The sequence below is a fragment of the Campylobacter gracilis genome, assembly GCF_001190745.1.
Taxonomy (GTDB): domain Bacteria; phylum Campylobacterota; class Campylobacteria; order Campylobacterales; family Campylobacteraceae; genus Campylobacter_B; species Campylobacter_B gracilis.
Genome location: NZ_CP012196.1, coordinates 1,652,312 through 1,665,590, shown reverse-complemented (window position 1 = coordinate 1,665,590; position 13,279 = coordinate 1,652,312). Strand labels below are relative to the sequence as shown.

Genomic DNA, 13,279 nt, shown 5'->3' with positions numbered 1-13,279 from the left:
AAATGTGTGCCGGTGCGTCGTATCGGCACTTCTTTCTTTAAAATACAACTACGAGGTAGTGGAATGTTAAACAGCCTATATTCAGGAAATCGTCTTAGGGTGGATTTTTCAAAGGTTCCCAAAGACATCGAAATTCCGAATTTATTACAACTACAAAAGAAAAGTTTTGATCATTTTTTAAATCTTGATAACTCGGGTGGAGAAAGCGGCATAGAGAAGGTTTTCAAAGCCATTTTTCCTATCCACGACGCACAGAATAGATTAAGTATTGAATACGTAAGTAGCGAAATTTCAAAGCCAAAGTATTCGATTAGAGAATGCATGGAGAGAGGTCTTACTTATTCGGTAAATTTAAAGATGAAGCTCCGCTTGCTAGTGCATGAGCGCGATGAAAAGACGGGCAAAAAAATCGGCGTAAAAGAGATCAAAGAGCAAGATATATTCATTCGCGACATTCCTCTAATGACCGATAGAATTTCATTTATCATTAACGGCGTCGAGCGCGTCGTCGTAAATCAGCTGCACAGAAGCCCGGGCGTAATCTTCAAAGAGGAAGAGAGCCCGACCGTGCTAAATAAACTTATCTACACCGCTCAAATAATACCTGATCGCGGCAGCTGGCTATACTTCGAATACGACGTAAAAGACGTACTATACGTACGCATAAATAAAAGGCGCAAGGTTCCGATTACGATCCTATTTCGCGCACTCGGTTACAAAAAACAAGACATAATAAAATTATTTTATCCTATTAAGACGATCTATATTAAAAAAGGAAAATTCCTAACCGATTTTGATCCGAAAGAATACGCGGGCAGGCTCGATTACGACATTATAAGCGAAAAGGGCGAAGTGCTTCATCAAGCAAGCAAGCGCCTAACAGTCAAAAAAGCGGAGAAGCTAGCAGAGGACGGACTAAAACTCATCGAGTATCCGGCTGAAATTTTAGCCGAGCGCTACCTAGCCGACGCCATCGTCGATAAAAACAGCGGCGAAGTGCTTTTTGATTCACTAACCGCGCTTGATGAGGGCAAGTTAGCCAAGATCGCTAACACCGAGAAAAAATTTACGATCGCCAACGACCTAGCTAGCGGCGTAGATACTTCGATCATAAATTCTTTCATCCAGGACGCCGACGCGCTTAAGCTCTTGCAGCAAAGCGAAGGCATAGACGACGAGAACGATCTGGCTGCGATTAGAATTTACAAAGTAATGCGCCCAGGCGAGCCGGTGGTAAAAGAGGCGGCAAAGAGCTTCGTAAACGATCTGTTTTTCAATCCAGAGCGCTACGATCTAACCAAAGTGGGTCGTATGAAGATGAACCACAAGCTAGGTATCGAGGCGCCGGAGTACGTAACCGTACTAAGCAGCGAGGATATTATCAAAACCGCAAAATACCTAATCAGGGTCAAAAACGGCGACGGTTTCATCGACGATCGCGATAATCTCGGTAACCGCCGCATCCGCTCGATCGGCGAGCTTTTGGCAAACGAGATGCACCTTGGCTTTATCAAGGTTCAAAAGGCGATCAAGGATAAATTTACCGGCATTAGCGGAAATTTAGACGAACTTATGCCGTATGATTTTGTAAACCCTAAAATCATCACCACTACGCTTATGGAATTTTTCACCGGCGGTCAGCTAAGCCAGTTTATGGATCAGACCAACCCGCTTAGCGAGGTTACGCATAAGCGTCGTCTATCTGCGCTGGGCGAGGGCGGTTTAGTTAAAGAGCGCGCCGGCTTTGAGGTGCGCGATGTCCATCCTACGCACTACGGTAGAATTTGCCCTATCGAGACGCCGGAGGGCCAAAATATCGGTCTGATCAACACTCTGGCGACCTATGCGAAAGTAAATGATCTGGGCTTCGTCGAGGCTCCCTATAAAAAAGTCGTAAACGGCAAGGTCACCGACGAGATCGTCTATCTTACCGCTACGCAGGAAGAGGGACTCGTAATCGCTCCAGCATCCGCTAAATTGGACGAAGAGGGCAATATCGTAGAAGAGCTTTTGGAGGTTAGAAAAGACGGCGAAAATATCATGGCTAAGCGCGAGGATATTTCGCTGATTGATCTTTGCTCTGGTATGGTCGCGGGCGTAGCGGCATCGCTGATTCCGTTTTTGGAACACGACGATGCTAACCGCGCGCTTATGGGCTCGAACATGCAGCGCCAAGCCGTGCCGCTTCTACACTCCACCGCCCCTATCGTTGGAACGGGCATGGAAGCGATAATCGCACGAGATTCGTGGGAAGCGATCAAAGCTAATCGCGACGGCGTCGTAGAAAAGGTCGATAATAAAAATATCTTTATTTTGGGCGAGGACGAGAAGGGACCGTTTATCGATCACTACTCGATGGAGAAAAATTTACGCACCAACCAAAACACTACCTTTTCACAGCGCCCTATCGTGCGAAAAGGCGACGTGATAAAGGCAGGTCAAATCATAGCCGACGGCCCTAGCATGGACGGCGGCGAGCTTGCGATCGGTAAAAATGCCCTCATAGCTTTCATGCCGTGGCATGGTTACAATTACGAGGATGCCGTCGTCATGAGCGAAAAGATGATTCGTGCCGACGAATACACCAGCGTGCATGTTTATGAAAAAGAGATCGAGGCCAGAGAGCTAAAAGACGGCGTGGAGGAGATCACTCGCGACATCCCTAACATCAAAGAGGAGGAGCTTACCCACCTCGATGATAGCGGTATCGTAAAGATCGGTACTCACGTAAAGCCCGGCATGATCTTGGTAGGCAAGGTAACTCCGAAGGGCGAGGTCAAACCGACGCCCGAAGAGAGGCTTTTGCGCGCTATCTTTGGCGAGAAGGCGGGGCATGTGGTAAATAAATCTCTCTACGCGACCGCCTCTATGGAAGGCGTGGTGATCGACGTTAAAATTTTTACCAAAAAGGGCTACGAGAAGGATCCACGCACGAACAAAGCCTATGAAGATGAAAAAACCGAGCTCGAAAGGGAGCATCACGATAGGCTTTTGATGCTCGATCGAGAAGAGATGTTAAAGGTAGTGGCGCTTCTTTCAAAAAGCGCTTTGCAAAGCGATCAAAGCCTAAATAAAAAAGATTATAAAAAGGGCGATAAGGTTAAAAAAGAGGAGCTTGAAAGCTCCAACCGCTTTACGTTAAATTCCTTTGTCAAGGCTTATTCTAAAGCTGTTCAGAAGGAATACGAAGAGCTAAAAAACCACTTCCAAAACGAAAAGCGCAAGCTCAAAGAGGAGCACGACGAAAAGATAGAAATTTTAGAAAAAGACGATATCTTGCCAAGCGGCGTCGTTAAGCTCGTAAAGGTCTATATCGCGACCAAGCGCAAGCTAAAAGTGGGCGATAAGATGGCGGGTCGCCACGGAAACAAGGGTATCGTCTCAAACATAGTTCCTGAAGTCGATATGCCGTATCTACCTAGCGGACAGCGCGTAGATATCGTGCTAAATCCTCTCGGCGTTCCAAGCCGTATGAATATCGGTCAGATAATGGAGAGCCACTTAGGTCTTGTGGGCTGGCGTTTGGGCGAGCAGATCGCTAAAATTTTAGAGGAGAAAACGGGCGAATGGATAAAAACCCTTCGCGCCAAAATGATTGAGATCGCAGGCGTTTCCAAACTAATGCAAGCTAAAAAAACTCTTGAAAAGATCAGCGACGAAGATCTTTTAAAATACGCTAGAGATTGGGCGAAAGGAGTGAGATTTTCCGCTCCGATATTTGAAGGCATCGTGCCGGAGGATTTCAAAAAGCTATTTGAAATGGCGGGCATTGATCAGGACGGCAAGACCGAGCTTTACGACGGCCGTACCGGCGAAAAGATCAAAGAGCGCGTAAACGTGGGCTGCATGTATTATCTTAAGCTGCACCACCTAGTCGACGAGAAGGTTCACGCAAGAAGTACCGGTCCTTACAGCCTAGTCACGCAGCAGCCGGTCGGCGGCAAGGCGCTATTCGGCGGTCAAAGATTTGGAGAGATGGAAGTTTGGGCTCTGGAGGCATACGGCGCGGCATACACGCTTCGCGAAATGCTAACGATCAAATCCGACGACGTCGACGGACGCTTGGCTGCGTATAAGGCGCTGACAAAAGGCGAGAACGTTCCGTCTACAGGGATTCCTGAGACATTTTTTGTTTTAACAAACGAGCTTAAATCGCTTGCTCTAGACGTTGAAATTTACGAGAATGGAGAGAATAAATGAGCGATAATTCAAATTTAGAAAGAATAGAAATAAAAGAGGACGCCAGAGTTCACGACTTCGACGCGTTTGCTATCAGGCTTGCTAGTCCCGAGCAGATCAAGGCTTGGAGCCACGGCGAGGTCAAAAAGCCCGAAACCATCAATTACCGCACGCTTAAGCCGGAGCGCGACGGACTTTTTTGCGCTAAAATTTTCGGCCCCGTAAGAGATTATGAGTGCATCTGCGGTAAATATAAAAAGATGCGTTATAAGGGCTGGAAATGCGAAAAGTGCGGCGTCGAGATCACGAGCTCGAAGGTTCGCCGTACTAGAATGGGGCATATTGAGCTAGTAACGCCGGTAGCACATATTTGGTACGTAAATTCCTTGCCTAGCCGCATCGGTACGCTGCTAAATATCAAGATGAAAGATCTTGAGCGCGTGCTTTACTATGAGGCGTATATCGTAGAAAGTGCAGGCGAGGCGTTTTACGATAACGAAAATTCTAAAAAGGTCGAGAAATACGATGTTTTAAATGAGGAGCAGTATCAGAGCCTAAAAGAGCGTTTTTCGCAGACGGGCTTCGTCGCCAAAATGGGCGGTCAGGTGATCCGCGATATGCTAGCCGAGCTTGATTTAGTTGAAATTTTAAATTCTTTGAAAGAGGAGATGGCTAATACAAACTCCGAAGCGAAGAAAAAAACTATCGTCAAGCGCCTAAAGGTTGTCGAGAGCTTTTTAAATTCCGGCAATAAGCCCGAGTGGATGATGATTACAAATCTGCCCGTGCTACCTGCAGATCTGCGTCCGCTTGTAAGCCTTGAGGGCGGAAAATTCGCAGTTTCTGACGTAAATGATCTATATCGCCGCGTCATAAATCGAAATTCTAGACTTAAAAGGCTGATGGAGCTCGACGCGCCCGAGATCATCATCCGCAATGAAAAACGAATGCTTCAAGAGGCGGTGGATGCGCTTTTTGACAACGGACGTCGTGCCAATGCCGTAAAGGGCGCCAATAAGCGACCGCTTAAATCCCTAAGCGAGATCATTAAGGGTAAACAAGGTCGCTTCCGTCAAAATTTACTTGGCAAGCGCGTGGATTTTTCGGGCCGCTCCGTCATCGTCGTAGGTCCAAATTTACGCATGGATCAGTGCGGTCTGCCTAAGACGATGGCGCTTGAGTTATTCAAGCCGCATCTAATCGCTCGCCTGCAAGAGAAGGGCTATGCAACGACCGTTAAGCAGGCTAAAAAGATGATTGAAAATAGGATCAATGAAGTTTGGGAGTGCTTGGAGGAGGTCGTTAAAGATCACCCGGTCATGCTAAACCGCGCGCCGACGCTTCATAAGATGTCTATTCAAGCGTTTCATCCGGTGCTCGTCGAGGGCAAGGCGATCAGACTGCATCCGCTAGTCTGCGCCGCGTTTAACGCGGACTTCGACGGCGATCAGATGGCGGTGCACGTGCCGCTTAGCCAAGAGGCGATCGCGGAATGTAAAATTTTAATGCTTAGCTCGATGAACATCTTGCTTCCTGCGAGCGGAAAGCCAGTCGCGGTGCCTAGCCAGGATATGGTTTTAGGAATTTATTATCTAAGCCTCGAAAAGCCGGGCGCAAAAGGAACAAATAAAATTTTTGCAAACGTTGATGAAGTAATGCTCGCCGTAGAGGCAAACGCGCTAGATATCCACGCCAAAATCAAAACGATGATCGATCGCCGCATTATCTTTACGACCGCGGGGCGCTTGATCATCAAATCGATCCTGCCTAGCTTTATTCCGGATCATCTTTGGAATAAGATCATGAAGAAGAAGGATATTGCCGAGCTTGTCGATTACGTCTATAAAAACGGCGGCCTTGAGATAAGCGCGGAATTTTTGGATAATCTTAAAAATTTAGGCTTTGAATCCGCGACTAAAGCGGGCGTTTCGATCTCCGTTTCGGATATCATCGTGCCAAAGTCCAAGCCTGGTCTTGTCGAAGAGGCTAAAAAGCAGGTGCGAGAGGTTCAGAATCAATACGGCGCAGGCTTGCTAACCGACGGCGAGCGCTATAACAAAACGATCGACATCTGGACCAGCACCAGCAAGAAGCTAGCCGATGAGATGATGAAGATGATGGAGAAGGATAAGGACGGCTTTAACTCGATCTATATGATGGCGGATAGCGGCGCGCGAGGTAGCGCGGAGCAGATCAAACAGCTAGCGGGTATGAGAGGCCTGATGAGTAAGCCGGACGGCTCGATCATCGAGACGCCGATTACTTCAAATTTTAGAGAGGGTCTGAATGTAAACGAGTACTTCATCTCGACCCACGGCGCTCGTAAAGGTCTTGCCGATACGGCGCTTAAGACCGCAAATGCGGGATATCTAACGCGAAAGCTGATCGATGTTGCGCAAAATGTCAGGATTACGATGCATGACTGCGGTACGCACGAGGGTATCGAGGTTACCGAGATCGTAGAAAACGGAACTCAGATCGAAAGCCTAGCCGATAGGATTATGGGTAGGGTGCTAAGCTCGGATGTAATTGATCCGGTGTCGAATGAAATTTTATTCACCGAAGGTATGCTTCTAGGCGTTAATGAGGTACGCACCATAGTCGATGCCGGCATCAAATCCGTAAGCATCCGTACGCCTATTACGTGTAAGGCTGAAAAAGGGGTTTGTGCAAAGTGCTACGGTGTAAATTTAGGCGAGGGCAAGCTGGTAAAACCGGGTGAAGCGGTCGGTATCATATCGGCGCAATCAATCGGCGAGCCGGGCACGCAGCTTACGCTACGAACCTTCCACGCCGGCGGTACCGCATCTACCGAGCAGCAAGATCGCCAAGTAATCGCCGATAAAGAGGGCTTTATCAGATATTACAACGTAAAGACCTACGAAAACGGCGGCAAAAATATCGTGATGAACCGCAGAAATGCCGCGGTGCTTTTGGTCGAGCCTAAGATCAAAGCCCCAATTACCGGCAAAGTAAGCATCGATATAACCCACGATGATGTGAATATCACGCTAAAGGGCAAGAAGGAAGAATTTAAATATACCATCCGCCGCCATGATCTAGCCAAGCCTACCGAGCTTGCGGGCGTAAGTGGTAAAGTTGAGGGGAAATTCTACATCGTATTTAAAGACGGCGAAACCGTTGGAGAAAATGATAGTTTAGTAGAAGTTATAAAAGAAGACTGGAATATCCCTACTCGAATTCCGTTTGCCAGCGAACTTCGCGTTAAAGACGGCGAGCCGGTAACCCAAAAGATCAAAGCGGGAGCAAATGGTACGCTTAAGTATTTCATCCTAAAGGGCGATTATTTAGAGAGGTTAAGAGATATCAAAAAAGGTCACGTCGTAAGTGAGAAAGGTATGTACGTAGTCATCTCCGATGAAAACGGCAGAGAGGCGATCCGCCACTATATACCGCGCGAATCTGTCATTACCTATGATGATAATAGCGTCGTAAAAAGCGATGATCTTATAGCTAAGCCTAAAAAAGACGATCGATTGATCATTGCGGAGTGGGATCCGTATTCCATCCCGGTAGCTGCAGAGTGTGAGGGTAAGATCAGCTTTGAGGATATCGAGCCTGGATATACCGCTACGGAGCAATATGACGAGACTACAGGTCAAAGCCGTTTAGTTATCAACGAGTATCTACCTCAGGGCGTCAAACCGGCTATCATCGTAACTCCTAGCAAGGGAGAGCCTATCAAATATAATCTAGGGCCGAAGACTGCGATTTTTACGGACAAGGGCGATCAGGTAGCGATTGCAGATATTTTGGCTAGGACGCCGAAAGCTGCTGCGAAATCAAAAGATATCACTGGCGGTTTGCCGCGCGTATCGGAGCTATTTGAGGCGCGCCGTCCAAAAAATACTGCGATTATCGCAGACATCGACGGAACCGTCCGCTTTGATAAGGCGCTACGTGCAAAAGAGCGCATTGTAATCGAGGGCGAAGACGGAACGAGTGCCGAGTATCTAATCGATAAGAGTCGCCAGATCCAGGTGCGAAACGGCGAGTTCGTCCACGCGGGAGAGAAGCTTACCGACGGAGTTATCAGCTCGCACGACGTGCTTAGAATTTTAGGCGAAAAGGCGCTGCATTATTATCTGATAAGCGAAATTCAACAGGTTTATCGCTCTCAAGGCGTCGTCATTAGCGACAAACATATCGAGATTATCGTATCTCAGATGCTCCGCCAGGTCCGAATTGTCGATAGCGGCGATACTCAGCTAATCGTCGGTGATCTCATTAGCCGCCGCAGATTTAGAGAAGAAAACGAGCGCATTATGAAAATTGGTGGTGAACCTGCGATCGCTGAGTCCGTACTGCTGGGCGTAACTCGCGCCGCAGTAGGAAGCGATAGCGTCATTTCGGCAGCGTCTTTCCAAGAGACTACGAAGGTTTTAACGGAGGCTAGCATTGCGGGTAAATTTGACCGATTGGAGGACTTAAAAGAAAACGTCATCCTAGGTCGCATAATTCCGGTCGGAACCGGTCTGTATAAAGATAAGGAAGTTAAACTTAAAAAATAATTTAGGGCAAAAAGCCCTAAATTTAAAGGATGAAACATGAATATGATCAACATAAATTTCGGTCTGTTGTTTATCAGGTTGGGGCTTGGAGTTTGTCTTTTAATGCACGGAATTTTTAAACTTACTCACGGCATAGACGGCGTAAAATCGATGCTGGTAGCCAGAGGAATTCCGGATTTAGTGGCTTACGGCGCATACGTAGGCGAGGTGCTGGCGCCAGCGATGATAATCATAGGCGTATTTTGCCGCATAGGCGCTCTGCTTGTGATCGCAAATGTGCTCATGATAATATATGTCCTACACACTCCGTTGAGCGCGCTTACCGGCGTGGGCGGATTTGAGCTGGAAATCGTATATCTGTATCTTTCTGCTGCGATCTGCTTAGTGATCTGCGGCGGCGGAGAGTTTGTACTGATTAGAGATTAAAATTTAGTTAAATTTACGTTTCTGTAAGTTTAAACAAAGTATAATCCAAATCTTTTTGAATAAATTTTTGTGAAAGGAAAGATGTGCCAACCATAAATCAATTGGTCAGAAAAGAGCGCAAGAAGATTACCGAGAAATCGAAGTCTCCGGCGCTAAAGAATTGCCCTCAACGAAGAGGAGTTTGCACTAAGGTCTACACCACGACCCCTAAAAAGCCAAACTCTGCGCTTCGTAAAGTTGCCAAAGTAAGGCTTACTAGTGGATTTGAAGTCATCAGCTATATCGGCGGTGAAGGTCACAATCTACAAGAGCACTCCATCGTGCTAGTTCGCGGCGGTCGCGTAAAGGACCTACCGGGCGTTAAATATCACATCGTCCGCGGTGCGCTCGATACTGCAGGCGTTGCGAAACGAACCGTTGCAAGATCAAAATACGGTGCTAAACGACCTAAAAAATAGTTTGGCCTAAACAGACCGGCACTAGATTTTGCCGAGTTTGAGTAAAATTTTAAAATTTGAAGGAATAAAATGAGAAGAAGAAAAGCTCCCGTTAGGGAAGTTATGCCTGATCCGATTTATGACAGCAAAGTAATCACAAAATTTATTAATTCGCTTATGTTCGACGGCAAAAAGAGCGTCGCTACCGAGATTATGTACGGCGCCTTAAATTTCATCGACAATAAAGGCGGCGAGAAGAAAGGTATCGAGGTTTTTAACGATGCCATCGATAATGTTAAACCCTTGATGGAGGTAAAATCTCGTCGTGTAGGCGGTGCAACTTATCAGGTTCCGATCGAGGTCAGGCCAGCTCGACAGCAGGCTTTGGCTATTCGCTGGATCATCTCTTTTGCAAGAAAAAGAAGCGAGCGCACGATGATAGAGCGCCTGGCTTACGAGCTTATGGACGCCGCAAATTCTAAAGGCTCTTCATTTAAAAAGAAAGAAGATACCTACAAGATGGCAGAAGCCAACAAAGCTTTTGCGCATTATCGTTGGTAGGAGGGCGTCATGGCAAGAAAAACCCCTTTACATATGGTTAGAAATATCGGAATTGCCGCTCACATCGACGCCGGAAAGACGACTACAAGCGAAAGAATTCTATTTTTTACCGGTATGAGCCATAAGATTGGCGAGGTTCACGAGGGCGCCGCTACTATGGACTGGATGGAGCAAGAGCGCGAGCGCGGCATCACGATCACATCTGCCGCTACCACATGCTTTTGGAATAATCATCAGATAAATTTGATCGACACCCCGGGCCACGTTGACTTTACTATCGAAGTCGAGCGCTCGATGCGCGTTTTAGATGGTGCGGTAGCAGTATTTTGCTCTGTAGGCGGCGTTCAGCCTCAAAGCGAGACCGTTTGGCGTCAAGCGAATAAATACCATGTTCCGCGTATCATTTTCGTAAATAAGATGGACCGCGTAGGCGCAAATTTTTATAATGTCGAACAGCAGGTCAAAGATAGGCTCAAAGCTCATCCGGTTCCGATTCAAATTCCGATTGGCGCTGAGGACGATTTTAAAGGCGTTATCGATTTAGTCACTATGAAAGCGCTCGTTTGGGATGATAGCAAGGGTCCTTCTGCTCCCGAGATCGTTGAAATTCCTGCTGAATTACGAGAAAAAGCGCAGGAGTATCGCGACAAGATGATTGAGGCGGTAGCAGAGACTGATGAAGCTTTGATGGAGAAATATTTTAACGGTGAAGAGCTAAGCGTAGAAGAGATTAAAAAGGGCATCAAGAAAGGCTGCTTAAGCCTAAGCTTTTTTCCTATGCTATGCGGCACCGCGTTTAAAAATAAAGGCGTGCAGCCTTTGCTAGATGCGGTCGTAGATTATCTACCTGCGCCTGATGAAGTGCCTGCGATTAAGGGCCAGTATGAGGACGGTAGCGAGGTTCACGTAAGCTCTACCGACGAGGGCGAGTTCGCGGGTCTTGGATTTAAGATTATGACCGATCCGTTCGTAGGACAGCTTACCTTCGTGCGCGTATATCGCGGTGTTTTGGAAAGCGGCAGCTACGTCGTAAATACCGGCAAGGGTAAGAAAGAGCGCATCGGACGCTTGCTAAGGATGCACTCGAATAAACGCGAAGAGATCAAAGAGCTATATGCGGGCGAGATCGGCGCCGTTGTGGGTCTTAAAGACACTCTTACGGGCGATACTCTAGCTAGCGAAAAAGATAAAGTAATTTTAGAGCGTATGGAATTTCCTGATCCGGTTATTAGCGTAGCAGTGGAGCCTAAAACCAAAGCCGATCAAGAAAAAATGGGTATCGCGCTTCAAAAATTGGCGCAAGAAGATCCGAGCTTTAGGGTTGCGACCGACGAAGAGAGCGGACAGACGATCATTTCGGGAATGGGCGAATTGCACCTAGAGATCATCGTAGATAGAATGCTTAGAGAATTTAAAGTCGAGGCCGAGGTTGGACAGCCGCAGGTCGCATATCGCGAGACTATCCGCAAAACGGTCGAGCAAGAGTACAAATACGCCAAACAATCGGGCGGTCGCGGTCAATACGGTCACGTATTTTTGCGCCTAGAGCCTTTGGAGCCTGGCACCGGATATGAGTTCGTAAACGATATCAAAGGCGGCGCGATTCCGAAAGAATACATCCCCGCAGTCGACAAAGGCTGCCAAGAGGCGATGCAAAATGGCGTTTTGGCGGGCTATCCGGTCGAGGATGTGCGCGTAACGGTCTATGACGGAAGCTACCACGAAGTCGATAGCTCCGAAATGGCGTTCAAACTCGCCGCTTCTATGGGCTTTAAAGAGGGTGCTAGAAAAGCGGGTGCCGTGATCTTGGAGCCTATGATGAAAGTCGAGGTAGAAACTCCCGAGGAGTATATGGGCGACGTCATCGGCGATCTAAACAAGCGCCGCGGACAGGTCAATAATATGAGCGAACGTGGCGGCAATAAGATCATCGACGCATTTTGCCCACTTTCGGAGATGTTTGGTTACTCGACCGATCTACGCTCTCAGACGCAGGGTCGCGCGACCTATTCGATGGAATTTGATCACTACGACGAGGTTCCTAAGAATGTCGGCGAAGAGATCATCAAAAAGCGCAACGGCTAAGCTTAACGAGCGCTAGGGTGCGGCGATAACTTTATCGCCAACCCCGGCGCTTTTTTAAATTTTAAAACAGCACTTAAATTTAACCTACTTCACGAGCCGAAATTTTAACTCACACTCTAGCTTCAAATAAAATTTCAACCCAATAAGTTTAACTCTTGCCGATCGTAAATTTAGATCAAAAAATTTCAATTAAATTTAAAAATTCAAAACATAACTTAAAATGCGCTCATGATGCCGCGCCTATCGTTTTGCTAGAGATCTATTCTTTCACAGAGAAAGCGTGCATACAGCGTTATCGCTTTGATTTATATTCATGGACAAAATCGCCGCAAACGGGGCGAAATTTTATCTTCGGCACAGCCTTAAGGCGGAGCGCAACTATCATAGACCTATATCGGGTCGCGATCATCAGTGCTTTATGCTAAGTCGCGGTATTCTCGGGTACTTTAATTGCGCCGCCGCTTTGTGCCGTAAAATTTCATCTTCGCAGAGCGATCTACGCGCCACTCATATCGGCCGAGCTAACGCTCGAGCTTGCCCATTTTCGGATTTAGCAGGCGTTTGCTTTCGCGGGCTATGATGCGCCCGTTTCAGACATTTTAAAACAAAGGAAAATCATGCAACAAACCAAATTGCAAGGCGTAAGCGTCGGCCTGTCTGGCGGCGAGCTTAAGCTTGGAAATAAGGCGCCAGAGGTTAGTCTGGTCGCAGCCGATCTTAGCGAGGTCAAAGTCAGCGGCGGCACGGGCAAGGCGCGGGTCATCATCGCCGTGCCGTCCCTGGATACGGACGTGTGCGCGACCGAGACGCACAAATTTAACGAGCGCGCCGCGAGTATAAAAAATACCGAGGTTTTCGTGGTCTCGATGGACTTGCCGTTTGCCGCGGGCAGATTTTGCTCGACCGAGGGGATCAAAAATTTACGCGCCCTAAGCGATTTTCGCGATAAGGAGTTTGCGCGCGCATACGGCGTGCTGATCGCAGACGGGCGTCTTGCTCGCCCGCAACTTTAAATTTTGAAATTCCACGGCGCCTTGAAATTTAGCAGGTAGCGTCTGA

General features: G+C 47.5%; 6 protein-coding genes and 1 pseudogene. All 7 read left to right on the top strand.

The window, feature by feature from the left end:
- Window positions 1-63: 63 nt before the first annotated feature.
- Entirely contained in the window at window positions 64-4,200 is a 4,137-nt protein-coding gene (rpoB, locus tag CGRAC_RS08245; protein WP_040304276.1) for a DNA-directed RNA polymerase subunit beta, read from the top strand.
- Window positions 4,197-8,711 carry a DNA-directed RNA polymerase subunit beta' gene (gene rpoC / locus CGRAC_RS08240; protein WP_005872617.1) on the top strand — a complete coding sequence of 1,505 codons (4,515 nt, stop codon included), beginning with the start codon at window positions 4,197-4,199 and terminating at the stop codon, window positions 8,709-8,711. Before rpoB ends, rpoC begins: the two co-directional genes overlap by 4 nt.
- 36 nt (window positions 8,712-8,747) lie before the next feature.
- Window positions 8,748-9,137, top strand: a complete 390-nt coding sequence (locus CGRAC_RS08235; protein WP_005872615.1) for a DoxX family protein — start codon at window positions 8,748-8,750, stop codon at window positions 9,135-9,137.
- An 83-nt stretch (window positions 9,138-9,220) separates the two neighbouring features.
- A complete protein-coding gene (gene rpsL, locus CGRAC_RS08230; RefSeq protein WP_005872613.1) occupies window positions 9,221-9,595 on the top strand; it encodes a 30S ribosomal protein S12 in 375 nt (124 codons plus the stop codon).
- A 69-nt stretch (window positions 9,596-9,664) separates the two neighbouring features.
- Window positions 9,665-10,135 (top strand): 30S ribosomal protein S7, encoded by a 471-nt coding sequence (gene rpsG / locus CGRAC_RS08225; protein WP_005872611.1) that lies wholly within the window; start codon window positions 9,665-9,667, stop codon window positions 10,133-10,135.
- 9 nt (window positions 10,136-10,144) lie between these two features.
- On the top strand, window positions 10,145-12,220 hold the full coding sequence (gene fusA, locus CGRAC_RS08220; protein ID WP_005872609.1) for an elongation factor G: 2,076 nt from the start codon (window positions 10,145-10,147) through the stop codon (window positions 12,218-12,220).
- A 617-nt stretch (window positions 12,221-12,837) separates the two neighbouring features.
- Window positions 12,838-13,218 (top strand): annotated as a pseudogene (gene tpx, locus CGRAC_RS08210) (thiol peroxidase); the annotation flags it as partial.
- Between the last annotated feature and the right edge of the window lie 61 nt (window positions 13,219-13,279).

Coding starts and splice junctions, on each gene's coding strand:
- rpoB (WP_040304276.1), top strand. CDS start 64: ATGTTAAACAGCCTATATTCAGGAAATCGTCTTAGGGTGGATTTTTCA.
- rpoC (WP_005872617.1), top strand. CDS start 4,197: ATGAGCGATAATTCAAATTTAGAAAGAATAGAAATAAAAGAGGACGCC.
- CGRAC_RS08235 (WP_005872615.1), top strand. CDS start 8,748: ATGAATATGATCAACATAAATTTCGGTCTGTTGTTTATCAGGTTGGGG.
- rpsG (WP_005872611.1), top strand. CDS start 9,665: ATGAGAAGAAGAAAAGCTCCCGTTAGGGAAGTTATGCCTGATCCGATT.
- fusA (WP_005872609.1), top strand. CDS start 10,145: ATGGCAAGAAAAACCCCTTTACATATGGTTAGAAATATCGGAATTGCC.